Annotated in this window: 25 protein-coding genes; 12 read left to right on the forward strand and 13 right to left on the reverse strand. The window is 63.0% G+C overall.

From position 1 onward, the window contains the following. Nucleotides 1-48: 48 nt before the first annotated feature. A complete protein-coding gene (locus QQL79_RS13365) occupies nt 49-384 on the forward strand; it encodes a hypothetical protein (RefSeq protein ID WP_284391612.1) in 336 nt (111 codons plus the stop codon). Nucleotides 385-439: 55 nt separating this feature from the next. Here QQL79_RS13365 and glyS read toward each other — a convergent pair whose 3' ends face one another. The 3 genes from glyS to QQL79_RS13380 form a co-directional block, all read right to left on the reverse strand. Beyond that, nucleotides 440-2464 carry a glycine--tRNA ligase subunit beta gene (gene glyS / locus QQL79_RS13370; protein ID WP_284391614.1) on the reverse strand — a complete coding sequence of 675 codons (2025 nt, stop codon included), beginning with the start codon at nt 2462-2464 and terminating at the stop codon, nt 440-442. A 71-nt stretch (nt 2465-2535) separates the two neighbouring features. Then, nucleotides 2536-4458: a DUF2207 domain-containing protein gene (locus QQL79_RS13375; RefSeq protein ID WP_284391616.1), complete on the reverse strand. Its 1923-nt coding sequence runs from the start codon at nt 4456-4458 to the stop codon at nt 2536-2538. Nucleotides 4459-4465: 7 nt separating this feature from the next. Further along, the gene (locus tag QQL79_RS13380; RefSeq protein WP_284391617.1) at nt 4466-5026 is read right to left on the reverse strand and encodes a LemA family protein; all 561 of its coding nucleotides are present in this window, start codon (nt 5024-5026) and stop codon (nt 4466-4468) included. A gap of 307 nt (nt 5027-5333) precedes the next feature. Here QQL79_RS13380 and rnk point away from each other — a divergent pair, with 307 nt between their 5' ends. Further along, a complete protein-coding gene (rnk, locus tag QQL79_RS13385) occupies nt 5334-5747 on the forward strand; it encodes a nucleoside diphosphate kinase regulator (protein ID WP_284391618.1) in 414 nt (137 codons plus the stop codon). On the opposite strand, the gene QQL79_RS13390 is transcribed toward rnk, so the two are convergent. The 4 genes from QQL79_RS13390 to QQL79_RS13405 are packed head-to-tail and all read right to left on the reverse strand — an operon-like array spanning nt 5748 to nt 8531. Beyond that, a complete protein-coding gene (locus tag QQL79_RS13390) occupies nt 5748-6671 on the reverse strand; it encodes a glycine--tRNA ligase subunit alpha (protein WP_284391619.1) in 924 nt (307 codons plus the stop codon). 54 nt (nt 6672-6725) lie between these two features. After that, nucleotides 6726-6965 (reverse strand): hypothetical protein, encoded by a 240-nt coding sequence (locus QQL79_RS13395; RefSeq protein WP_284391621.1) that lies wholly within the window; start codon nt 6963-6965, stop codon nt 6726-6728. Nucleotides 6966-6968: 3 nt separating this feature from the next. Next, nucleotides 6969-7811: a S49 family peptidase gene (locus QQL79_RS13400; RefSeq protein ID WP_284391623.1), complete on the reverse strand. Its 843-nt coding sequence runs from the start codon at nt 7809-7811 to the stop codon at nt 6969-6971. 54 nt (nt 7812-7865) lie between these two features. Beyond that, nucleotides 7866-8531 (reverse strand): tRNA1(Val) (adenine(37)-N6)-methyltransferase, encoded by a 666-nt coding sequence (locus tag QQL79_RS13405; RefSeq protein ID WP_284391625.1) that lies wholly within the window; start codon nt 8529-8531, stop codon nt 7866-7868. Nucleotides 8532-8765: 234 nt separating this feature from the next. Between QQL79_RS13405 and QQL79_RS13410 the strand changes: the two genes are divergently transcribed. Then, the gene (locus QQL79_RS13410) at nt 8766-9761 is read left to right on the forward strand and encodes a polyprenyl synthetase family protein (RefSeq protein ID WP_284392885.1); all 996 of its coding nucleotides are present in this window, start codon (nt 8766-8768) and stop codon (nt 9759-9761) included. Between the two features lie 35 nt (nt 9762-9796). On the opposite strand, the gene QQL79_RS13415 is transcribed toward QQL79_RS13410, so the two are convergent. Together QQL79_RS13415 and QQL79_RS13420 are read right to left on the reverse strand one after the other, a co-directional pair. After that, nucleotides 9797-10672 (reverse strand): 4-(cytidine 5'-diphospho)-2-C-methyl-D-erythritol kinase, encoded by an 876-nt coding sequence (locus QQL79_RS13415; protein WP_284391626.1) that lies wholly within the window; start codon nt 10670-10672, stop codon nt 9797-9799. Nucleotides 10673-10682: 10 nt separating this feature from the next. Beyond that, a complete protein-coding gene (locus QQL79_RS13420; protein WP_284391628.1) occupies nt 10683-12419 on the reverse strand; it encodes a tetratricopeptide repeat protein in 1737 nt (578 codons plus the stop codon). A 153-nt stretch (nt 12420-12572) separates the two neighbouring features. On the opposite strand from QQL79_RS13420, the gene QQL79_RS13425 reads away from it, so the two are divergent. The 3 genes from QQL79_RS13425 (at nt 12573) to moaB (ending at nt 15298) form a co-directional block, all read left to right on the forward strand. Further along, a complete protein-coding gene (locus QQL79_RS13425) occupies nt 12573-13382 on the forward strand; it encodes a uracil-DNA glycosylase (RefSeq protein WP_284391630.1) in 810 nt (269 codons plus the stop codon). Nucleotides 13383-13485: 103 nt separating this feature from the next. After that, nucleotides 13486-14784, forward strand: coding sequence for an MFS transporter (locus tag QQL79_RS13430; protein ID WP_284391632.1), 1299 nt, complete (start codon nt 13486-13488; stop codon nt 14782-14784). After that, the gene (moaB, locus tag QQL79_RS13435) at nt 14762-15298 is read left to right on the forward strand and encodes a molybdenum cofactor biosynthesis protein B (RefSeq protein ID WP_284391634.1); all 537 of its coding nucleotides are present in this window, start codon (nt 14762-14764) and stop codon (nt 15296-15298) included. The genes QQL79_RS13430 and moaB overlap by 23 nt, the downstream gene beginning before the upstream one ends. A 202-nt stretch (nt 15299-15500) precedes the next feature. Here the strand turns inward: moaB and QQL79_RS13440 are convergent, their stop codons facing one another. Beyond that, a complete protein-coding gene (locus tag QQL79_RS13440) occupies nt 15501-16448 on the reverse strand; it encodes a hypothetical protein (protein WP_284391636.1) in 948 nt (315 codons plus the stop codon). 83 nt (nt 16449-16531) lie between these two features. Beyond that, on the reverse strand, nt 16532-18019 hold the full coding sequence (locus QQL79_RS13445; RefSeq protein WP_284391638.1) for a DHA2 family efflux MFS transporter permease subunit: 1488 nt from the start codon (nt 18017-18019) through the stop codon (nt 16532-16534). Nucleotides 18020-18413: 394 nt separating this feature from the next. Between QQL79_RS13445 and QQL79_RS13450 the strand changes: the two genes are divergently transcribed. Both QQL79_RS13450 and QQL79_RS13455 read left to right on the forward strand, forming a co-directional pair. Then, a complete protein-coding gene (locus tag QQL79_RS13450; protein ID WP_284391640.1) occupies nt 18414-19562 on the forward strand; it encodes a PA0069 family radical SAM protein in 1149 nt (382 codons plus the stop codon). Nucleotides 19563-19630: 68 nt separating this feature from the next. Further along, nucleotides 19631-20518, forward strand: coding sequence for a phosphotransferase family protein (locus tag QQL79_RS13455; RefSeq protein WP_284391642.1), 888 nt, complete (start codon nt 19631-19633; stop codon nt 20516-20518). Here the strand turns inward: QQL79_RS13455 and QQL79_RS13460 are convergent. After that, the gene (locus tag QQL79_RS13460; protein ID WP_284391644.1) at nt 20472-21377 is read right to left on the reverse strand and encodes a DMT family transporter; all 906 of its coding nucleotides are present in this window, start codon (nt 21375-21377) and stop codon (nt 20472-20474) included. The two genes, QQL79_RS13455 and QQL79_RS13460, sit on opposite strands and share 47 nt — an antisense overlap. A 123-nt stretch (nt 21378-21500) precedes the next feature. On the opposite strand from QQL79_RS13460, the gene QQL79_RS13465 reads away from it, so the two are divergent. Then, the gene (locus QQL79_RS13465) at nt 21501-21935 is read left to right on the forward strand and encodes an Lrp/AsnC family transcriptional regulator (RefSeq protein WP_284391646.1); all 435 of its coding nucleotides are present in this window, start codon (nt 21501-21503) and stop codon (nt 21933-21935) included. A gap of 57 nt (nt 21936-21992) precedes the next feature. Further along, entirely contained in the window at nt 21993-22430 is a 438-nt protein-coding gene (locus tag QQL79_RS13470; protein WP_284391648.1) for a VOC family protein, read from the forward strand. Nucleotides 22431-22444: 14 nt separating this feature from the next. On the opposite strand, the gene QQL79_RS13475 is transcribed toward QQL79_RS13470, so the two are convergent. After that, complete coding sequence (locus QQL79_RS13475; RefSeq protein ID WP_284391650.1) at nt 22445-23044, reverse strand: hypothetical protein; 600 nt, start codon at nt 23042-23044, stop codon at nt 22445-22447. A gap of 107 nt (nt 23045-23151) precedes the next feature. Here QQL79_RS13475 and QQL79_RS13480 point away from each other — a divergent pair, with 107 nt between their 5' ends. Then, nucleotides 23152-23508 carry a DUF4180 domain-containing protein gene (locus tag QQL79_RS13480; RefSeq protein WP_284391652.1) on the forward strand — a complete coding sequence of 119 codons (357 nt, stop codon included), beginning with the start codon at nt 23152-23154 and terminating at the stop codon, nt 23506-23508. 29 nt (nt 23509-23537) lie between these two features. Further along, on the forward strand, nt 23538-24188 hold the full coding sequence (gene rnhB / locus QQL79_RS13485; protein WP_284391654.1) for a ribonuclease HII: 651 nt from the start codon (nt 23538-23540) through the stop codon (nt 24186-24188). Nucleotides 24189-24206 lie beyond the last annotated feature (18 nt).

Below are 24206 nucleotides of genomic sequence, written 5' to 3' on the forward strand. Positions count from 1 at the left end.
GCGCGGGCTTGATTTGGTATTGCCAGCAACCCAGCGCATTATCGGCCCATGAGCAAACGATTTTTCGCCGCCGCGGCCCTGGGCCTGGCCTTGACCACACCGGCCACGGCGCAATTTCCGCCGCCAGGCGTCTATCTCTGCGTGGACATGAGTGGCGCGGCCTTCGGAACGCTGAGCCTTGCGGCATCCGGCGACTATGATTTCCGTTCCAGCACGGCGATTGGCGGCGCCGGGCAGATCGCTTCCTCGGGCAATAGCGTCAATGCCGTCAGCGGCCCGCTTGCCGATATCGGGCTCACGGGCAGTTTCACCACCGATGGCGGCAGAACCTCGTTCATGTTCACGACCAATGTCGGCAGCGTTCTGTGCGCTACGCCCGCTTAATTGGCCACGATGTCATTCCCACAAAGCGGGAGTGACGCAGTGAAATGGCCGCGGCCTAGCCCGCGACCTTCGAGAAATCGGCCACCAGATGCATGGTGTCGCGCAGGCGAGCCAGCAGGTTCAGGCGATTGGCGCGCACGGCCGGGTCCGCATCATTGACCAGGACGGCGGTGAAGAAAGCATCGACCGGTGCGCGCAGGGTCGCCAATTCGGCCATGGCGCCTTTGTAGTCGTCCTTGGCAACATGCGCGGATACCGCGGCATGAACGGCATCGACGGCGAAGGCCAACGCGGTTTCCTCGGCAAGTTGCAGCTTGTCCTGTTCGACATTGCCGGGATAGCTCTTGCCATCCTTCTTTTCCTCGGCGGCAAGGATATTGGCCGCGCGCTTGTAGCCGGCCAGCAGGTTCTTGCCGTCTTCGGAGGACAGCAACGTCGAAAGGGCTTCGGCGCGCTGCGTGATCTGCAAGATATCATTGCTGTCAGCCGAGATCACGGCATCGACAAGGTCATGGCGGGCGCCGGCATCGCGCAAGGAGACCTTGAGCCGGTCATGGAAGAAAGCCAGCAGATCCGGCTCGACCTTGAGCGGGAATTTGAGCCCATTTTCCGAGATGATGCGGATGACACCCAGGGCGGCGCGGCGTAGGGCGAAGGGGTCGCGCGAGCCAGTGGGCTTTTCGTCGATGGCCCAGAAGCCGGTCAACAGGTCGAGCTTGTCGGCGAGGGCCACAGCAATCGAAGTGGGCTCGGTCGGCACCTTATCGGTGGGGCCGAGGGGCTTGTAATGCATTTCGAGGGCAGTGGCGATGTCGGCGGGCTCACCCTGCGCCACGGCATAATAGCGGCCCATCAGGCCCTGCAATTCGGGGAATTCTCCGACCATGCCCGTGGTCAAATCGGCTTTGGCCAGCATCGCTGCCCGCTTGGCCCGCTCGGGATTGGCGTCCACCTGGGGGGCAATCTCCGCGGCGAGTTTGACTAGCCGCTCGACGCGCTGAAACTGGGTGCCCAGCTTGGCGTGGAACACGGTGTCTTCGAGCTTGGGCAGACCGTGCTCCAGCGGCAGGGCCAGGTCGCCCTGATAGAAGAAGGCAGCGTCAGAAAGGCGAGCGCGGATGACCCGTTCATTGCCGGCCGTGATCACCACGCCGCCATCGGTAGCGACGGTATTGGCGGTGATGATGAAATTGGGTGCGAGCTTGCCCTCCGCATCGCGCAGGCAGAAACATTTCTGGTTGGCGCGAATGGTCGCGATGATCACTTCCTCGGGCAGCTTGAGGAAATCGGGATCGAACGTGCCCATCATGACGACGGGCCATTCGACCAGCCCGGCCACCTCTTCCAGCAGGCCCTCATCGGCGATCACGGTCAGGCCCTGCGCGAAGGCGAGCTGTTCGGCATCGGTCCTGATGATATCCTTGCGGCGGTCGATATCGAGCACGACCTTGGCGCGTTCCAGCGCGCTGGCATAGTCCTCGAAGCGGCGCACCTTGATGGCGTCGGGCGCGAGGAAGCGATGGCCGAAAGTGGTTTGCCCCGAAACCAGTTCGTTTGAGGCAAAGGGAACAACAACCGGCTCCTCGTTTTCGGCGCCGAAAGTTGCGGTGATGGCGCGGAGCGGGCGGACCCAATTGAAGCTGCCGCTGCCCCAGCGCATCGATTTGGCCCAGGGAAAATCGGCAAGTATCTTTGGCAGAATGCCCGACAGCAGCTCGACGGCGTCGGCGCCGGGCTTGCTGATGTGGGCCACGTAGAAATCGCCCTTTTTAGGGTCGCTTTCGATCTTGGCGTCATCGATCGAGGCCAGCCCGGCCGCGCGCAGGAAGCCATCAATGGCCGGTTGCGGCGCGCCGACCTTGGGGCCTTTCTTTTCTTCGCGCGTATCGGGCGAACGGGCCGGCAGGCCGGTCACGGTCAGCGCCAGGCGGCGCGGCGTGACAAAGGCCCTGGCGCCTTCATAGACCAGGCCTGCATCCACCAGCGCATTGGTGACACCCTTACGCAGGTCCTCAGCCGCACGGCGCTGAAAGCGGGCGGGGATTTCCTCGGAGAAAAGTTCGAGCAGCAATTCGGGCATGACAGGCGTACCGGAAGTTAGAGGCGCGGTTTGCTTAGCTTGGGGAGAAGGGGATGTCCACTTCGTTCAAGTCACCATCCGCCGCCGCCACCGCCGCCGCCCCCACCGCCGGAGAAACCACCTCCCCCTCCTCCACCGCCGGAGCTGAAGCCAGAGGAACTGGCCTGCGCGGGTTGGGCGGCAACCATGGCCGCCGACATACCGGTTGCGGCGGCGCTGATGGCGCTGGAAATCTTGCCCGAGGAGAATGACGAACCGCCCGAATACCAGAGGGGGCTGTAGATGCCGCTGCTGACCGCGACATCGTTCACAGCATTACGTGCCAGCTCACCCTCGAAATGCTCCGACCATGGCTTTTCGACGCCCAAAGCAATGGCATAAGGCAGAATGCGCTCGAAACGCTCCACGCTCATCGGCGGCTCGCCATTGATGTTGAGCCGGTTCTTCTCGGCAGTTTCGAGATAAAGTTTGAAGCCATCGATCTGGTCCATGATCTTGCGGCCCTGGATGGTGGGCGCGTGCATCAGCACGGCAAAGACCACGGTGATCAAGACGATGGAAAGCGCGGCCAAAGCTGCCGTATTGACCGAGAGGCGGCTGAAGGTTTCGAGCCCGCCGGCAAAGATGTTGAAGCCGACAATCACCACCCAAAGCAGGATGAAAAATTTGCGGAAACCACCACCCTTCCAGAGCGTGCTGGCAACAGTGCCGAAGACGCCCAGCAGGAGGCCCGAGACTACGCCGATGAAGAGCCACAGCGGCTCGAGCACGTCGAATATCACCAGGGCAGCGAGCGCGGCGATGGCAATGACGAAACCCAATATCGCATAACCGGTATTGTGCCGGAACCAGACGCTGCGGTTCTCGCTCTCGATGGCGGAGACGAATTCGCCGCGCTTCTTTTCCAGCTCGGGCCCGGTTTTCTTGTCGACTGTTACCTCGCCCCTGGACTGGAAATAGGAAAACAGCAATTGCTCGCCGGTCGGTAACGCCGCTTCAGGTTCCTTGCCGGTGGTGCTCACCGAGAGTGTCTTTTTGGGATTGTCGATTTTGACCAGGCCTTTGACGCCCAGATCAAAGATCGCGGCGGTCAGCGCGGTCCAGCCGGATTTGTCAAAGCCCCATTTGTGGACATAATGAGTGAGCGCCGGGGAAAAATCCTTGGGCGGGTGGAACAGGGGGATAATCGTGCCTTTGGGCGGATCGCGGCCCACCTTGTTCCAGGCGATGAGATTGTAGGCCAGCACCAGCACGACGCCCAGGATGGGCAGCACGATTTCGCGCAGATCGGAGAGCCAAATCAGCAGGGCATCGAGCCCGGTCGGCAGCGTCAGTATGCCTTTCTGGAACTTGACGGCAAAGCTCATGCCTTCGCCCGCGCCAAGCTCGCGATTGGTGCGGAAAGTGGCGGTCGAATCGGAATTGCGGGTGATAGTCACCGCCTGCTCGGTCGAGCCCACGGGGCCGGTATAGGCGATTAGATCGGAAATCACGGCGCCCTGCGGCAGGGTCACCCGCGCCGTGGAATTGACGATGGGGAAAATCCAGTAATTGCCGGTAGCGTTCCAGTAGAGCTCGTCATGGTCGGCAAAGCTGCGGGCCATGCGGGTCATGGTGTAGGTGATGGTATAGCTGTGCCTGCCGCGCGAAATAAAGCTGCTGCTGTCGCCAATCCACACGCGCACGAAATTGCCCATCCGCTCGGTGCGGAACGGCTCAGGCTGGCCATCGCGGGTGACGGCCTGGACATCCAGGCCGGAACGGATCTTGGAACCCGACGGGGAGAGCATCACCGTGGGAATGTCGCGATAGATACCCCGGCGGATATCGATGCCCTCGGCCATGACCTCAACGGTCTCTACAACTTCGACCGAGCCGTCGACGTGCAGCGCTACGTCGGAAGCGAAATTGCGGATTTCCTCGCGCGCGGCAGCCGGCAGACACAAAGCAAGCGCGAGCAGCAGCCAGGCGACAAGGCGGGCAATTGGCGGCATTGCCGGCTCAGTTGAACTTGACGGAGGGCACGGCGCGGTCGGCTTCGTTCTCCAGCTCGAAATATTCGGCCTTTTTGAACCCGAAGGGGCCGGCGATGAAGTTCGAGGGGACGGATTCGACCATCACATTGAGGTTGCGCACGGCGCCATTGTAATAGCGCCGCGCCATCTGGATTTCATCTTCCACGCCCTGCAGGGCCGTCTGGAATTCGAGAAAAGTGGTATTGGCCTTGAGGTCGGGATAGGCCTCGGCGGTGGCGATGAGGCGGCCCAGTGCCGAGGACAGTTGGCTTTCGGCCTTGGCCCGCTCCTTGGGCGAGCCGGAGGCGGCGCTGGTGGCGGCAGCGCGCGCATTGGTCACCGCTTCAAGCGTTTCCCGTTCATGGCCCATATAGCCCTTCACGGTTTCCATGAGATTGGGGATGAGATCGGTGCGGCGTTTGAGCTGGACATCGATACCCGACCAGCCTTCCTCCACCATCTGCCGGTTCTTGACCAGACCGTTATAGATGGTGACGGCATAGACCGCCGCGACGACGACAACGGCAAGAATGATCCAGGTGGTCATGGGTGCGAAGCTCCTCAAAACGCACGACATTAGCGCAGACACTGGCATTGCAGCCACTCGAGCGCAATGGCCGCGGCTTGACTTGGCGGCGGGCCACACTACTTTATAGCGATGAGCATGACTTCGACATTCCGGCTGGAATACCCTTTCGCGGGATCGCAGCCCTAAGCATGCCTGCCGCGCCGGAGCCTGCTTAGGGGCAGGCCGATCGTATTGATCGCCTTAGCTGGCGCACACCCCAACCACAGTTTTATCGCCGCAACGGCGCGCAACGAATGCGCGACGGCGGCTGCATAGGTACAGATAAATGAATACCCAAGACTATAACGACCTGACGCCCGAAATCATTCTGGGCGAGGCCGACCACAAGCAACTCAACATCCTGGCCATGGCCGGGCTTACTCACACGCCGGACCAGTCCGACGATCTGCTCTATGAGCTGGAGCGCGCGCGCATTCTCGACGATGCCGAGGTTCCCGCTGATATCGTGCGCATGGGCTCGTCGGTCCGTTACCGCACCGACAATGGCCAGGAACATTCGGTGACGCTGGTTTATCCGGTGGACGCCGATATCGCGGCCGGCCGCATCTCGATCATGACCCCGGTCGGCACGGCACTGATCGGCCTGCGCGTGGGCCAGTCGATCAGCTGGCGCAGCCGGGATAACCGCAAGCACATGCTGACGGTTTTGACCGTGCGCCAGCCGGTGGCGGCCGAGTAACTACTCGGCCCCGCCGCCCGCGGTCTGCAGCCAGGCTTCACCGCAGGATTTGGCCAATTCGCGGATGCGCAGGATGTAGCTCTGCCGCTCCGTCACCGAGATCACGCCGCGCGCATCGAGCAGGTTGAAATTGTGCGCGGCCTTGAGCACCTGCTCGTAAGCGGGGATGGCCATGGTCTGCCGGTTGGCCTGCGCGCCCTTTTCGAGGACCGCACGGCATTCCTTCTCGGCGTCCGCAAAGTGGCGGAACAGCATTTCGGTGTCAGCGGCTTCGAAATTGTATTTGCTGGATTCCTGCTCGTTCTGCAGGAACACATCGGCATAGCTCACCTTGGCATCGCCCACACCGCCATTGAAGTTGAGTTCCATAATGGAATCAACGTTTTGGAGGTAACAGGCGAGGCGCTCCAACCCATAGGTCAACTCGCCCGAAACCGGGTTGCATTCAAAGCCGGCGACCTGCTGGAAATAGGTGAACTGGCTGACTTCCATGCCATCGCACCACACTTCCCAGCCCAGCCCCCAGGCGCCCAGGGTGGGGTTTTCCCAATCGTCTTCGACGAAGCGCAGATCGTGCAGGGCCGGATCGATGCCGATGGCATAGAGCGACTTGAGATAGAGGTCCTGGATATTGGCCGGAGAGGGCTTCAGGATCACCTGGAACTGATAATAGTGCTGCAGGCGATTGGGATTTTCACCGTAACGCCCATCCTTGGGGCGACGCGAGGGCTGCGCATAGGCCGCGTTCCACGGCTTTGGCCCCAGCGCGCGCAAGACGGTTGCAGTGTGCGAGGTGCCGGCGCCCATGGGCATGTCATAGGGCTGCAGGATGACACAACCCTGCTCCGCCCAGAATTGCTGCAGCGTGAGGATCAGGCCCTGGAACGAATTCTTGGGGTCCATATGCGCGGGGCGGTCGGTCATGGCGGAAACTATCCTATTGTCGCGCCAAACCTCTAGTTTGAGCGTCCCGAGCGGTCAACGGCGTTTGTCATCGTCCTTGCCATTGGGGCGGAAAGTGCCGTCATTGTCGCGCTTGAGATCGATGACACCGGGTTGCTGACGTTCGCGCAGGTCGCGCTCGCGGCGCAGCTGGCGGGCTTCTTCATCCTCGGCTTTGAACTGGCCCTTCCAATCGCGCCAAATCTTGCGCAATCCCAAATAGATAGCGCCAAAGATCAGGGCAAAGATTAGGATGCGGATGATGATACCAGTCATGCGCTAGAGCCCAAAACGCGCCCAGATGGCGCGGTCCTCGATGGTGGCGGCGACGTCGGCGGAGAGGCCAGACGCCGAAAAACCGAAGCGCGGCAGGCTGAACCAGCTGCGTTTGGGTTCGATCATTTTCAGTTCGACATCCTTGCCGTAGCGGGTGTGGAGGATTTCGTGAATATCGCCCAGCGTATCGATCAGGCCGAGTTCGATGCCGCGTACGCCCGGCCACCATTCGCCGGTGAACAGCACGTCGTCGGCAGCTTTCAACTTGGCGCCGCGCCGCATTTTGACGACATCGATGAACACGTTATGAATGTCCAATTCGAACTGCTTGATGCGATCCACATCACTCTGCTTTTCAGGCAGGAAGGGATCGAGGGTCGACTTGTTGATGCCAGCGGTATGAACGCGGCGTTCGACACCCAATTTTTCCAGTGCACCGACGAAGCCGAAGCCGGCCATGATGACACCGATCGATCCGACGATAGAGGATGGATCGGCGATAATTTCGTCGCCGGCCACGGCAATGAAATAGCCGCCGGAGGCGGCAGCATCCTCGACAAAGACCAGGACGGGCTTGTTGTGCTCGTCGGCCAGGTCGCGAATGCGTTTGGAGATCAGCCGGCTCTGCACCGGCGAGCCACCGGGCGAATTGACGATGATCGCGATGGCGGGGGCGGATTTGATGGCAAAGGCGCGCTTGAGCAGTGGGGCGACACTGGCAATGTTGAGCCGACCCTGGCGCTGTTCGGCGGCGATGACGCCATGCAGGCGTACGACGGGAATGACGGGAGCACGCCGCACGAGGCGGCTGAGCCAGTTGCGCGGCTTGCTAGGGGTCGCGGCCATTGAATCTCCTCAGCCTGAAGTCTTGCGGCCAGATTTAGGATGGGTTTGCCCCGATTACCAGTCGAGGCGGGCAATCCCACGAAAGATTGCATCGAACTCCGGCCGGAAAGCACGCCCCTCGGCATCGTGCAGGGCGCGGCTGGCCAGCATGCGCAGCGGCGCGCGGGAGCCCTTCAAGCCCCGCAGCAGCACGCGATTGGCCGGAGCGTCGGGGCGTGGGGCCAGCGGCAACAGGGTCAGGCCGCCAAAACGCTGGCTGAACGCGGCCAACAAAGGCGCCAGGCTTTCGACCGGGTAGATAAAAATGACTTCGCCATTGGCCGCAGCCGAAGTGGCGGCGGTGCGGACCCAGAGATCGAGCGCGGCGGCATCCATATGGCGAGCGGCGGCACGACCGGTCGTGGTGGCGAGGGTGCCGGCGCCGGCTTCGAAGAAAGGTGGGTTGGCGATGACGCTGTCATAGCCATTTTCGATGAGACCGGCCGCCTTGCGATCGCCGCCCTTGGCGGTAACATCTGCCTCGATGACCAGAGTACGGGCAGCAAAGCCGTTGGTTGCGGCATTGTCGCGCGCCAGGGCGGCCATTTCCGGGTTCTGCTCGACAAGAGTGCCATGGCAGGCGGGAGCGTGGGCCAGCGCGACGAAAGCCGCTGTGCCGACGCCGCTGCCTAGATCGAGCAGGCGTTCGCAATCCTCGGCGACAGCTGCGCCGAGCAGCACGCTGTCCAATCCGGCGCGAAAGCCCTGCCGGGGCTGCGACAGAGTGATCCTGCCACCCAAAAAGGCGTCGCGTGTTATTGTTTGGTGTTTTACAAAGCCGTGTGGCTGGTCTAGGGACATCGCACCCGAAAAGGCCGGTTTGGTGCGACCATATATGCGCAGACGCGGCGGGCTCAACCTGATTTGCCGATTGCGGCAAACGAGGATGGAATAGTGGTGTCAGTGCTGACCCAAATGCGAGAGGCGCAGAGCGCCACGCCGATCGAACGGCTTGTCGCCGCCACCGAGGCCGACATGGCCAAGGTCAATGAATTGATTCTGTCGCGCGCCGAATCGCATGTCGACATGGTGCCCGAGCTGGCCCGCTATCTGATCGAGAGCGGCGGCAAGCGGTTGCGCCCGATGCTGACCGTGGCCGCAGCAGCCCTGTTCGGCCGAGGCAATGGCAGCGCGGTCAATTTCGCCGCGGCTGTGGAATTCATGCATAATGCCACCCTGCTGCATGACGATGTGGTGGACGATAGTGACATGCGCCGGGGCAAGCCGGCGGCCCGCATGGTGTGGGGCAACAAGGCCTCGATCCTGGTCGGCGATTTCCTGCTCGGCCAGGCTTTCATGATGATGGTGGAGACCGGCGACATAGCCTCGCTGGGCGTGCTGTCGGCTGCGTCGGCGGTGATGGCCGAGGGCGAAGTGTTCCAGCTGGCCAAGACGGGTGACCTCGACACCACGCCTGACGATTATGCCGAGGTGATCCGCGCCAAGACTGCCGTATTGTTCGAAGCCGCCTGCAAGGTGGGCGCCATGGCGGGCGGCGCCGACGCGACCGGGGCAGAGGCTTTGGGCATTTATGGGCTCGAGCTGGGCAAGGCCTTCCAATTGGTGGATGACGCGCTCGACTATGGCGGGCAAAGCGGCACGCTGGGCAAGAATACCGGCGACGACCTGCGCGAAGGCAAGATGACGCTGCCGGTGATTCTAGCGCTGGCAAACGGCAGCGAGGCGGAGCGGGCGGTGATTTCGGCCGCGCTGGGCAATGCCGAAGCAAACGCCGAAGAAGTGGCGGCAGTCGTCGCGATCATGGAGCGCCATGGCGCGCTGGGGCGGACGCTCGAGCAGGCACAGGCCCATGCACGTGCGGCGCAAGAGGCGCTCCGTGCCCTGCCGGCGTCGGAAATGCGCACGCTGTTGGGCGACGTAGTCGAATTCAGCGTGATGCGGGCCTTCTAGGGCTTTTGCCTGTTTGCACGATCGGAGTACCCCTCCTAAGGCACGATCAGCGGCGCGGCAGCGACCCAGTGGTCCGGGCTGGCCTGGCGTAGATCGCTGGCGGCCTGATGGGCCTGGGTGCTTGAACCGAAAAGGCCGAAGACCGTAGCGCCGGAGCCGGACATGCGGGCGAGGATGCAGCCGGGGGCGGCGCGCAGACGCTCGATCAGATCACCAATCACGGGGACCAGCTTGATGGCGGGCGGTTCGAGGTCGTTGCGGGTTTCGGCCAACCAGATGCCCAATTGGGCCGGCCGCGTCAGCGGCTCGGGCAGCGCGGGCAAGGGATAATTGTCGTGGCTGCGCAGCCGGCGGAACACGTCGGCGGTGGCCAGCGGCACCATCGGATTGACCAGTACGATATGGCAGAGCGGAAATTGCTGCAGGGGAGCAAGGATTTCGCCGATGCCCCGCGCCACCAACGGCTGCGACAGCAGGCAGGCGGGCACGTCGGCGCCGAGCTGCGCCGCCAGAGCCGAAAGCTCCGCGACGGGAATGGGCTGTTTTGCCAATCCCGACATCAGGCGCAATGCAGCGGCAGCATCGGCGGAGCCGCCACCAATGCCAGCGGCCACCGGCAGATTCTTGTGCAGGGTGAGAGCAAGGCCGGCATCCACCGCGCCAGGCCAGCGCGCGCGGAAGGCGGCGACGGCGCGCGATACCAGATTGGTCTCGCCATTGCCCAGCCCCCTGGCGAAAGGGCCGGTAATGGCAAGACTGTCGATGGGCGCGGGCGCGGCCTCGATCTCGTCAGCCACATCGGCAAAGACGATGAGGCTTTCGAGGTCGTGATAGCCATCCTCGCGGCGGCGGGTGATGTGCAGCGCCAGATTGATCTTGGCCGGCGCTGCCTGGAACTGGATTTCGGACATGCCGCCCCTGCTATTGGGTGGCGGTGTGGCCGGCTTCTTCAGTCTCTTCGGTCAGACCATTGGCAAGCTTGGGAGCGACGCGCTCCTTGACATTGCCTTCCTGATCGACCGAAGCGGCCACATTCCACTGGAACTTGGCTTCAAGGCGCCGCCCTGCTTTCCAGTAAGCATCGCCTAGATGGTCGTTGATCTCGGCGTCGTTGGGGCGCAGCAGCACGGCCTGTTCGAGCGTGGCTACCGCTTCGTCCAGCCGGCCCAGCTTGTAGAAAGCCCAGCCGAGCGAATCGACGATATAGCCATCCTGCGGCACGGCCTTGACGGCCTTTTCGATCATTTCCAGCGCCGGTTCGAGGTTCATGTCCTGATCGATCCAGCTATAGCCCAGATAATTCAGCACCTGAGGCTGGTCGGGATTGAGCTTGAGCGCTTCGAGGAAATCGGCTTCGGCCTTGGGCCATTGCTTGGCGCGTTCATAGGCAATGCCGCGCACGTAATAGAAGCGCCAGTCGGAGGCGTTTTCGCCGCCGGTCAGCTCCAGCGCCTTGGAATAGGCCTCGGCGGCGGGCACATATTGCTCGTCATAGCGTAAGAGATCGCCCAAGACCGAAACCGCGTCGAGATCGTCGGGGCGCGTGGCCACGATATTGCCCAGCCGGCGCAGCGCCTCGGCGCGATTGCCGATGGCATCGAGATTTTGGGCAACGCGGACCACTGCGGTCGATTTCATGACCGAGGTGGCCGGAACCGCCTCATAGATGCGGTTGGCGGCATCATGCTGGCCGGCGGTATCGAGCAATTGCCCAAGCGCCAGCGAGATCACATCGGCGGAGGGATCGAGATAGAGCCCCATGCGCAGGAAGACCAGCGCCAGATCTAGGCTCCCATCGCGCGACAGGGCCACGCCAATGCCATGGAACATTTCGGCGGCGCCGACCTGAACATTGGTAGCGAAAATGCCCGGGCGCTGCCCGGCTTCGATGGCCTGCTTCACGCGGGTGACGATGGGGTGGGTCAGCCCGCGTTCCTCGAACTGGGCGATGACATCCTTGGCCTCGTCGAAGCGGCCGGCATTGGCGAGGATGCGGGCATAGACCTCGACGATCCGGGCGACGAAGGGCTCGGCGTCATAGGCCTTGCCGGCCAGGGCAATGGCCTTGTCGGTCTCCCCGGCAGCCTCGGCCATCAAGGCGCGGTGGAACACCAGGAAATCCTCGAGGCCATTGGCGCCGAGCTTATCGAGCAGGGCTTCGGCCTCGGAAAAACGATTGTCGCCCACCAGCGCCCAGGCCTGCAGGATGCCGGCGGTGATGCCGGTAAAGCTGTCCTGGCCGATGGCGCCGAGCATTTTCTCGGCCGCGTCATAGCGGCGCTCCTTGAGCGCTTCGGTAGCAACCACCAATTCGCCCAGCTCATTGCGCGGGTCGAGTTCGAGCAGATGCTTGGCGGTGGCCGCGGCCTGGCCGATCTGGCCATCGACGGCAAAGCCGATGAACGCGCGCTCGACCAGCACCGGATTGTCCCAATCGGCCTGCGCAGCCTGGTTGAAATAGCGCGCGGCTTCTTCGGTCCGCATGTCCTTGAGCGCCTGCTGGCCGGCCATATAGGAGCCGGTGACGCTGGAGCGGAACAGGGACAGCATATCGAGGGACTGGTTAGACTTGGTCTGGGCGGCCAGGGGGGCGGCAAACGCCGCCAGCATCAGCACCACAAGGGCGGGTCGCGCGAGACGGTTCACGAGCAATGTCACGAGGCTTAATTCTCCGGAGGCCTTATCCAGCCAGTTCTGGCGGGCAAGATTGTCCGTTTTGCGACTGCGCCGCAAGGCGCGATGCAGTCACAATCGGATGTAGTGGCGATATCGGCTTGGCCGGGCCGAAGGCGCTGTGACATAAGGAAGGTCATGGCTCAAGAACCTTTCCTCAATCACGATGACATGGTCGGCATGCTCGACTGGTATCGCGCTGCCGGCGTGGATGTCGCCGTGGGCGAGGAACCGGTCGATCGCTTCGCCCAGCGCCCGCCGGTGCGGGCCGCCATGCCCCCGCCCGTTGCGGCAGCAAGCGGAGAGCGGGCCGTCGCGCCCCCTGCCCCGGCATTGGGCGGCGATCCCAGCGAGGCGCGGGCTTTGGCCGGCAGCGCCGAAACGCTGGACCAGCTTCAGGCCATTCTGGGCGCCTATGACGGCTGCGGGCTCAAATTGCGGGCGACGCAACTGGTCTTTGCCGATGGCAATCCCGAGGCCGAGATCATGCTGATCGGGGAGGCGCCGGGCGCCGAGGAGGACCGGCAGGGCAAGCCCTTCGTCGGCAAATCCGGGCAATTGCTCGACCGTATGCTGGCGGCCATCGGGCTCGACCGCACCAAGGTCTATATCGCCAATACCGTACCGTGGCGGCCGCCGGGCAATCGCACCCCGACGCCCGAGGAAATGGCGCTCTGCCTGCCGTTCCTGCACCGGCAAGTGGAGCTGGTAGCGCCCAAAGTGGTGATGACGCTGGGCGGGCCGGCCATGCAGACGGTGTTTTCCACTACCGCCGGCATCATCAAGATGCGCGGCAAGTGGAGCAATGTGAGCATCGGGCGGCATGAGGTGGAAGCCATGCCGACGCTGCATCCGGCCTATCTCCTGCGCAATCCGGCCGCCAAGCAGCAGGCCTGGCGGGATTTGCTGAGCTTGCGGATGCGGATCGAGGCGCTGGGGATAGTTTAAGCGCCTTGCCGCTTTTTTGCGCTCCCAATCCCAGCACGCCGCGTTATGGTCACCCTTGCGTGATTTGCAACGTTGTTCCGACCCGTAAAGCCGAAAAAGCGTCATGGCCTCAGTCATTAAAATCTACGCCCTGTTTCTGGGTTCGGCCCTGCTCATGTTTGGCGGGGGGCTGCAGGGCCTCTTGCTCTCGGTGCGCGGGGCGGAGGAAAATTTCTCGCTGCTGTCGCTGGGCCTGATCGGCACAGGCTGGTCGGTGGGCTTTGTCGCCGGGTCGATCGCGGTGCCGATGATCGTGCGCAAGGTGGGCCATATCCGCGCCTTTTCGGTGATGGCGGCCATCGGCACGGTCACCATTCTGCTCAATCTGCTCTGGATCAACGATGTCGGCTGGATCGTGCTGCGCGCGCTATCGGGCTTCTGCTTTGCCGGCGCGGCGATGATCGTCGAAAGCTGGCTCAATGAAGTGGCCGACAATCGCAGCCGCGGCACGATCTTTTCGATCTATGTGACCATCAATATGGCCGCCTCGACGCTGGGGCAGATTGCCATGTCGGTGACCGGGACGGCGGGCTATCTGCCCTTCGTGCTTGGCGCGATCAGCTTTATCTGCGCCGTACTGCCGACCGCCCTGACCTCGAGCCCGCAGCCACGCCCGCTCGCCTCGGCCAAGCTCGATCTGCGCCTCCTCTACAGAACCTCGCCCGTGGCGGCGATCGCGGCCTTTTCCTGCGGCATGGCCAATGGCTCGTTCGGCACGCTGGCGCCGGTCTATGGCTATGAACAAGGGCTCGATGCCGGCGGCATCGCCTTTCTCTTCGCCGTTGCAGCCATTCTGGGCGCGATCGCGCAAATTCCCTTCGGGCGCCTCTCGGACCGGATCGACCGGCGCTGGGTGCTGATCGGGCTGGCGGGGGCGGCCTCGGTGATCGGCCTCCTGCTGGTCCTGATCAATCCCACCGCCGGCTGGCTGATGTATGTGTTTTTTGCCGCCTATGGCTTTGTTGCCAATCCGCTTTATGCCGTGGCGGTGGCCCATGCCAACGACTTCGCCAAAGATGGCGAATTTGCCCGCGTGGCCGGCGGCATGCTGCTGATTCTGGGGGTTGGGCTGGCCATCGGGCCGGCGGTTTCCTCCATGCTGATGGGCACGTTCGGGCCGGTGGCCTTGTTCATGGTGACGGCGCTGTTCCATGCCCTGCTGGCCGGCTTTGCCTATCTCCGCATGCGGATGCGCAATGCGCCCGACGCGGCCGATCGCGCCCCGTTCCAGCCCATGGGCACCGACAAGCAGGTGACGCCGGAAACCATTGTGCTCGATCCGCGAGCTGATAGTGATAGCGGCCCAAGCAATGAGCCATCATCACAAGCGGAGAGAAGCGATGTTCAAGAGCGAGCGATTTGAAGACCGGGCGTTCAAGCCGCTCTCCATCGCCGTCATCGCCGTTTCCGATACACGGACGCTCGAAACCGATACAGGCGGCGCGCTGCTCAAATCGCTGCTCGAAGCCGATGGGCATGAATGTGCCTCTCGCGTGGTCGTCCGCGACGATACCCAGCTGATCCGCCAGGCCGTGCAGGGGTTCGTCGCCGATCCCAAGGTCGATGTGATCCTCACCACGGGCGGCACCGGCTTTTCCGGGCGCGATGTCACGCCCGAGGCGATCGAGCCGCTCTTTGACAAGCGGATGGAAGGCTTTTCGGTGCTGTTCCACCAATATTCGGCGACGACGGTAGGCACCAGCTCGCTGCAATCGCGGGCGACGGGCGGGCTCATCGGCACGACATTCGTCTTCTGCCTCCCCGGCTCGCGCGGCGCCTGCCGCGACGCCTGGGAAGGCATTCTGAGCCACCAGTTGGATTACCGGCACAAGCCCTGCAATTTCGTCGAGCTGATGCCACGGCTGGATGAGCGGTAGGAGAAGCTCCGTCGGGCGAGACCATTGCTGATTTAGCCATTCTGTAGCTAATCCCGGATCACCCACGGTGTCATCCCGGCGCGGGCCGGGACCCATCTCGAGATCGCCCCGCCGCCGCAAGGTCTGTGTCCAAGCTCCACAATCTCAGGATGGGCCCCGGCCTGCGCCGGGGTGACATTGAGTATGGGGATGCCTCAGTGCCCTATGCTGTCCCCTGCCCGCGCAACGCCACCAACCCCTCCACCCCGCACCCGCTGATCAACAACCGCTCCTTGGCATTCCCCAGCAGCTTGGCCGTCCAATCAACCATGCCGCCATCGGCCAATTGGCGCAGTTCCCCGCCAGGCCAGCCGCCCAGCAGGTGAAAGCAGAAGCCGGCATAATAGCCATTGGCGGCGGGGCGCTCGGCGTCTTCGATCAATTCGGCATTGTGAGCCTCGGCCAGCGCACGCAGTGCCTCCAGCCGCGCATCGGGATTGCCGGGACGCGGCAAGGTATAGGAAATACCCAGCCGCAATTTGGGCCCAAAATAGCGCCGATAGGCGGTGAGCCAGGCGCCGATCTGTGCGTGCAGCGCCGCCGCCTCGAACCCCAGGCTGCCACGATCGCGGCCGGCGCTGACCATGGCCGAGAGCGCGAAATGGGCCAATAGGCCGGGCTTGGCATAGGCCTGGGGCCGGACCACGCGGTGGGTTGTGGCAAGATGAACGATGTCCTGGCTTTTGGGATCGCGCTTTGCCGCAGCCCGGCGCAGCAGGGCGGCTTCGAGCGCCAGGACATTGGTCGCGTCGGATACGACTTCCCCGGTCCGCACAGTGGGCACCGACCAGGATTGACCAACCGGCGCCACCACAGCGCAAGCACCCAGCGGCGCCATGGGCGAGAGCGTGAGGAATTGGCAATCCCCTGCGCTGGCGCTCAACACCGCCTCCCATTCGGCGGCGTCGGCCGGGGCGAGGCTGGCGGCGCCGAAGAAGCGGCTCTTTTCGTAATCGGCCAGCAGATCGGCCGGGCTGCGCGCGGACGAGCGGCGGTCATAGACCTCCAGCAGCAGCGATTGCAGATCGGTGGGGCTGAGGCGGGCGGCGAGGATATCCACCAGGTCCGGCACGCCGGAGGCGGCCACGATCCTCTCGAGCAAGCCGTTCATGCTGTCCTCCGCAAAATGAAATCCCCGCCGCCAGCTTGGCTGGCGACGGGGATGAGTTCAAGACCGTGCTTGGATGAGACGGCTTAGTGTCCCGGCGCGAACTCGGCCGGCATGGCGCGGGGCGCGGGCTTCTTGATGAAGAGTGCCGCCGCCACGGCCGCAAGCGAGATGATGGCGCCGCAGAGGAAGGCCGAGCGGATGCCGCCCGTGGTTGCGGCAACGAGATCGGCGCCGGCATTGGTGAGGCCGGTCGATTGCAGCGTCATGATGGCGACGAACAGCGCCGTCCCCGCCGCGCCCGCAACCTGCTGGGCCGTACCGATCACCGCGCTGCCATGCGAATAAAGATTGGGCGGCAACGAGCCCAGGCTCACGGTGAAGAGCGGCGTAAACATCAGCGCGAGGCCAATGCTGAGCAGCAGATGAGCCGCCAGCAGCAGCCAGACCGAAGTATCCTGCTGCACGAAGGTCAGGCCCCAAAGCGCAATGCTGAGCAGCACAGCGCCGGGAATGACCAGCGGCACGGGGCCATACTTATCGAAGAGCGTGCCCACGGTCGGCGCGCAGAGCCCCATGACCAGGCCACCCGGCAAGAGCAGCAGGCCGGTTTGCAGGGTGGAAAGACCCAGCACGTTCTGCAGGTAGATGGGCAGCAGGATGAAGGCGCCGAACATGGCCATCATCAGGATCGCCATCATCGCCACCGAAACGGTGAAGACGGGCGAAGAGAGCGTGCGCAGATCGAGCAAGGCACGATCCTGCTTCTGCAGCGAAAGTTGGCGCAGCACGAAGACGGCGATGACGGCAGCACCCACCAGCAGCGGAATCCACGGCGAAACCGGAGACGGATGATGCGCTGCTTCACCCAGACCGCTCAGGCCATAGACGAAGCCGCCAAAGCCGATGGCCGACAGCACGACCGAAAGCACGTCGATCGGCGCTTCCTTGGGCGTCGTGACATTGACGATCCGCTTGGCGCCGAGCGCCAATGCCCCCAGGGCAATCGGCAGCACCAGGATAAACATCCAGCGCCAGTCGAGCACGGACAGAATCAGCCCCGAAATGGTGGGACCGATGGCCGGGGCGACCGAAATGACGATCGAGATATTGCCCATGGTCTTGCCGCGCGATTCAGGCGGCACCAGGGTCATCACCGTGGTCATCAGCAAGGGCATCATGATAGCGGTGCCCGATGCCTGCACGATGCGGCCGATGACGAGCACGGCAAAGCCGGGCGCGATGGCCGAAATCAGCGTGCCGGCCGAAAACAGCGACATGGCCAGGATGAAGACCGGCCGCGTATTGAGCCGCTGCAGCAGGAAACCGGTGACCGGGATCACCACGGCCATGGTCAGCATGAAGGCGGTGGTGAGCCATTGAGCGGCGCTCGCCGTGATGCCCAGATCATCCATGAGATGGGGCAGCGCCACACCCATGATGGTCTCGTTGAGAATGACCACGAAGGCCGAAACAAGCAGCAGGGAAATCACCAGACGGTTACGGGCAGCATGGTCTTGCGGCGCGCCGGCCTGCTCCGCCGGACCGGCGAAAGTTGAATTGTCGGTGGTCATGATCTCTCCCAAGGGCTGGATGTCGCCGGAACGACGAATGGCGGCGGCGGATTTCGACGTCACATCTAAAAAGATTGCGTGACAGGCCGTGTCAGCAGCTGCGCGAAAATAGTGAAGTGATTGCTTTAGTAAATTACCCGCGGAAGCGGGTCAATACTAAATCTGGCGCTTAAGTACGCCGCGCCATTGCCAGTTTGAGACGCGGGGCCGGACCGTTTAGGGGAGCAAGGGTTTGCTGTCCACTCATTTCCGCGCAAGCCAGCCATCCCGCGAGCGGGTAGCGCAGCTGTTCTCATTGGCGCTAGTTCTTGTTTTGTTCTCATGCAACTGCTATGTCTTACTGCACGTTAACCCATGCGACGATTCGACAAGTCGGCGCGCAAGGAGAGCATTGATGGCCCTCTATCAGGCCCCGTCTTTCGAAGCCCTGGAAAAGCTGAGCCGCAGCCGCGACGCCGATCTGGCGCGGCGCGAGCTGGTCGATCCCAGCCGCAATCGCGGCAGGGGCGCGCAATCCAATCGCAGCGGGCGGTTCGAGCGGCAGGTGCGCGAAGGGTTCGATGATGGCTGGAGCAGCTCCGAATCCATGCCGGCCTTCGAGACGGTCGAGCACCTTGAACGCGCCAAGACCATCATCACCACAAACGATAGTCCCGATATCGGCTTCGAACGCTCGATCAATGCCTATCGGGGGTGCGAACATGGCTGTTCCTATTGTTTCGCGCGGCCGACCCACGCCTTTTTGGGGCATTCGGCGGGGATCGAATTCGAGCGCGATATCTATGTGAAAACCAATGCGGTGGAAGCATTGCGAGCGGAGCTGGGCGCCAAAAACTACCGGCCCAAGCCTATTGCCATGGGCACCAATACCGACCCTTATCAATTGGCCGAGCGCAAGCATAAGCTGACGCGGGGTATTCTCGAAGTGATGCTGGAAACCCGGCATCCGGTGATGATCACCACCAAATCGGCGCTGATCGTGCGCGATCTCGATATCCTGACCGAATTGGCCAAGCTCAACCTGGTCAAGGTGGCCATTTCCATGACCACGATGGATCACAAGCTCAGCCGCAAGATGGAACCGCGCGCCTCCTCCCCTGCCCGGCGGCTGGAGGCGATCCGGCTGCTCAGCGAGGCCGGCGTGCCGGTGGCGGTGTTTGCCTCGCCAATGATTCCGGCGATCAACGATATGGAGTTGGAGCGGATTCTGGATGCAGCGGCGGCGCAGGGGGCCAAGAGTGCCTCGATGATCCTGCTGCGGCTGCCGGGGGAAGTGCGCGACATCTTCCGCGAGTGGCTGTTGCGGCATTTTCCCGACCGGGTGCGCCATGTGCTGGCGCTGGTGCGCGATACGCGTGGCGGCAAGGATTACGATGCGCGCTGGGGCATCCGCATGACCGGGGAAGGACCCTATGCGACATTGCTGCGTCAGCGTCTCGACAAGGCGCGCGAGCGCTATGGGCTCGACGTCAAACTGCCGGGGCTGCGCACCGAGCTTTTCGTGGCGCCCAGGCTTGAGGACAAGCAGATGAGCCTGTTTTAGGCGGCGCGGCCTGACAGCGCGGGCGAAACACCCTAGTCTCGCGCAAAGTCCAGGACCACGGAACAATCATGCCCATTGCCGCCTCGCCACTCGATCTCGAACAGTTGCGCGATATCATTGTCGCGGCCTATCCCGAGACACGTGACGGCCGGTTCAGCCTGTTGAATGAAGGCTGGGACAGTGTGGCCGTTGATGTCGATGACAGGCTGATCTTCAAGTTTCCGCGCCAGGCCCATGCCGAAGATGCGCTGCTGATGGAGGCGCGGCTCCTGACGGTGATCGGGCCGGCCGTGGACATGCCCGTGCCGGAACTGACGATGCATCACACGCCGCGCGTTTTCTCGCGCCACGTCAAGCTGGCCGGCGAGCACCTGCTGGCCGAACATTACGCGCAATTGTCCGAGGCGGCGCGGGACAGGCTGGCAAATAGACTCGGCCTGTTCTACGCACAATTGCATGCCATCGACGCCGCGCAATTGCGGGCCGCGGGCGCGGGGCCGGCGGAGGCCATAGCACCGGCGGACACCATCGTGGCGGGCGCCCTGCCCCATTTGCCACATCACCTGCGGGGCCTGGCGGAGCGGACACTCGCGGCCTGGGCTGATTTGCCGCCCGACCCCTATGGCGAAAGCTATGGCTTTTTCGACGGGCATGGCTGGAACATGGCGTTCGATCATGCGAGCGCGACGCTGAACGGGGTTTACGACTTTGCCGATTCCGGGTTCGGGCCGCTGCATCAGGAATTCATCTATTCGAGTTTCGTGTCGCCGGAACTCACCGAGCGGATCGTCCGGCGCTACGAGGCCGAGACGGGCAAGCGGCTCGATCGCGAGCGTATTGATCTGACGACGGGGGCGCATCGCCTATGGGAGTTGGCGCAGGAGGCCGGCAGCCCCGAAACGCATGAGGTCATGATAGCGGCGGTTGAGAACTGGGCCGCGGGCGCACGCTTCTGAGCGGCACCCAGCCCAGGGTCATGGCGGCGGCGGCGATGAGGATGGCCGTGGCGCCGAGCATTTGGCCGGCATCGAGACGATGGCCGAAGACGATGAAATCCACCAGGATGGCGACAACGGGATAGATGAAGGAAAGGGCGCCGATCAGCGGGGTCGGCAATTTCTGGATGGCGCCGTAGAGCAGGATATAGACCAGGCCGGTATGCACCACGCCGATGGCGGCGAGGCTCCCCCAGGTGGTGGGGCTGGTGGGCAGCGTCGAAAAGCCGGCGAATGGCGCGGCCATGGCCATGCCGACACCAACCTGAATCAGGGCGATCAGATGGGGCGGCACGCCCTTGAGCTGCTTGGTGACCAAAGCGGCAATGGCATAGAAAAATGCCGCGCCCAGCGAGAGCAGAATGCCGCCCAGATAGTCGCTGCCGGCAGCGCCGGCCTTGCCATTGGCAATGAGCGCGACGCCCGCAAAGGCGACAAGCAGCCAGCCCAGCTTGTGGATGGTCAGCCGCTCGCCCAGGAACAGCACGCCGAACGCCACCAGCATGAAGGGCTGCGTATTGTAGACGGCGGTCGCGATGGAAATAGAGGCCAATGGATAGGCGGCAAACAGCAGCAGCCAATTGGCAACGATGGCCACGCCCCCAACCAGGGCCAACAGAAATTGGCGCGGCGTGATGATATAGCGCCGGAAAAGGCCGAGCGCGGCACAAGCGGCGAGCAGCGGCACGGTGCCGAACAGGCAGCGCCAGAATACGACATCGATCACCGGCTGACCGGAAAACACCACAAAGGCGCCGATGGTGCCCGAAATCACCATGGATGCCGTCATCTCGATTGTGCCGCGTGTGGTCGTGTTCATCGCCTGTCCCTTTGCCGAGACAATAGCTGCCGGCGCTGTCGCCATCCATATCACTTGATAGGCAAAACCGATTTTTGCTTTATATTATTCGTTAGATTGAACAGACTTCCTTGGAAAACGAAAATGATCGACGAAACCGACCGAAAGATCATCGTGGCGCTGGCGGCGGATGCACGGCTCTCGATCAAGCAACTGGCCCAAAGGGTGGAATTGTCTTCGCCCAGCGTATCGGAGCGGCTGAAGCGACTCGAAGACCGCGGGGTAATCCAGGGGTTCACACTCGATCTCGACACCAGAATGCTGGATTACCCCTTGCAGGCCATCGTGCGGATCAAGCCATTGCCGGGCAAGCTGCATATCGTGCAGAAGCTGATCGAGGAGATTCCGCAGATCACCGAATGCGACAAGGTGACGGGGGATGATTGCTTTGTCGCCCGGCTGCTGCTGCGCTCGATCGAGCAGTTGGACGGGATTCTGGATCGGATTGCGGACAAGGCCGAGACCAGCACGGCAATTGTGAAGGCGCAGCCGGTAAAACGGCGCTTGCCGCCTCTGTGAGCCGGTTGGCTTACTGGTCTTGAGGTCCTAAGCTCATGGCACCTGGAGGTTGGACACATGGCGATCAAACGGATGGACAATGTCGGGATCGTCGTCGACGACCTCGAAGCGACGGTCGATTTCTTTGTCGAGCTTGGCCTGGAGCTGGAAGGGCGGGGCGTGGTCGAGGGCGAGTGGGCCGGACGGGTCACCGGGCTGGGCGACCAGCGCGTCGAAATTGCCATGATGCGCACCCCGGACGGCCATAGCCGGCTCGAGCTGTCCCGCTTCCTCGCCCCCGCTGTCGTGGCGGATCACCGCAACGCCCCGGTCAACGCCCTGGGTTATCTCCGCGTCATGTTCGCGGTGGACGATATCGACGACACACTCGAAAGGCTCCGCAATCGTGGCGCGCAGCTCGTTGGCGAGGTCGTCCAATACGAGAATAGCTACAAGCTCTGCTACATTCGCGGTCCGGAGGGCCTGCTTATCGGACTGGCCCAGGAACTGAGCTGAGCTTCAGGGCGGCCCTAATATTCCGATACGCGCCGCGCATAGCTCGACATGAAATCGAGCGAAGCGAGGACGCCGTTGAGGGACAGGCGGACCTTGCGGGTGGGTTCACCTTCATTGGTAAGGGGTACGCCCAGGGTCACCGCGTTGCGTGTTTTCATCTGGGCAATCAGGGCATCCCGGCGGGCGTCGTCGGCCACGAACCATTGATTGGTGGTGTTGAAGCGGGTTTCGAGGTCGGCCACGAAATCGAAACTTTGCGGCAGGGTGCCGGTGAATTCGACATGGAGGGGCCGGGTCACGTCGACCTGGGCGGTGTCGGCCGCACCGGTAAAAGCGACATCGACATCGCCGGTCAGCCGATTGTGGACAAGGGTCAGCTTCCAAGCGGGGAGGCCGGCGCTGTTGAGCTCCTGGCTGCCGGTGCTGGCGAAGCAGGAATAGCCGTAATAGGTGGCTGCATCCTCATCGATCGTGTCAGGACAGGCGGCGAGCCAGTCGCGGTTATATTCCCGCCATTCGCCGGAGGGATGATGGAAGGGTTCGGCAGCAGCCGGCACTAGCAACAGAACCAATGCAATGGCCACCAAACCGAACCGTGACTGCATCAATGCCATGCGCAATGGCCCGAGCTCCCTTGTCTGCTTTGCCGACGCGGTGAACGATGATAGCAGGAAACCCGCTGCATCTCAGAACGTATATATTTGTTGGTAAAGGAGAAATCGTGACAGTGACGAGCAATATCAATGGCTCGGCTCTCCTTGAGCTCCCCAATGAAGGTCCATTGCTGGGCACCGAGACGGATGCCCTGGACATTCTGGGGGAAACCTATGGCACCGAGGCGAACATCATCGTCATTCCCGTAGCGCGGCTCCAGCCGGGCTTTCTGCAGTTGCGCAGCGGCATGGCCGGCGCGTTCATCCAGAAGCTGCAGAATTACGGATGCCGGCTGGTGGTACTGGGCGATATTTCGGCTGAGGTAGCGGCAAGCGAAGCGCTGGCGGCATTCGTTGTGGAAACCAACCGGGTGGGTCATCACCTTTTCCTACCCGACCGGCAGGCGCTGCTGGACCGCTTGTGATTGCCCCGCGCCCCAGCGATGCTGGCGGCATGTTGATCGATTCGCCGCTCCAGACCATTCCCGACTATTCGCACGAACGCGCCATGCAGGCGCGCGGGGCGCGGTTCGTCGCTGGTGTTGACGAAGCCGGGCGCGGACCGCTGGCCGGGCCCGTGGTGGTTTCCGCTGTGGTGCTCGATCCCGCGCGCATCCCCGATGGGCTCAACGATTCCAAAAAGCTCAACGAGGAGCAGCGCGAGGCGTTGTTTGAGCTGATCGTCGCCTCGGCGCATGTTGCCGTGGTCGTGGCGCCACCTTCGATCATTTTGAGCCGCAATATTAGGGGCGCGACACTCTGGGCCATGGCGCGGGCGGTCAATAGTCTCGGCATTGCGGTGGACCGGGTGCTGGTGGATGGGCGCGATGTGCCCATGGGCCTGCCCTGCGACGGCACGGCGCTGATCGGTGGGGACGGGCGGAGCGTATCGATCGCGGCGGCCTCGATCGTCGCCAAGGTAACGCGCGACCGCATGTGCGCGATCATGGATTGCGATGCCCCCGATTTCGGTTTTGCCGGGCACAAGGGCTATGGCACGCCGCAGCATTTGCGGGCATTGACGGCGCATGGCCCCTGCCGGCACCACCGTGAGGAATTTGCGCCGGTTGCCGAGGCGCGGCTGCGCGTGGGTTTGGCGGGATAAGGGCACGACCTCGCCCGC

The organism is Devosia yakushimensis, from assembly GCF_030159855.1.
Lineage (GTDB): Bacteria > Pseudomonadota > Alphaproteobacteria > Rhizobiales > Devosiaceae > Devosia > Devosia yakushimensis.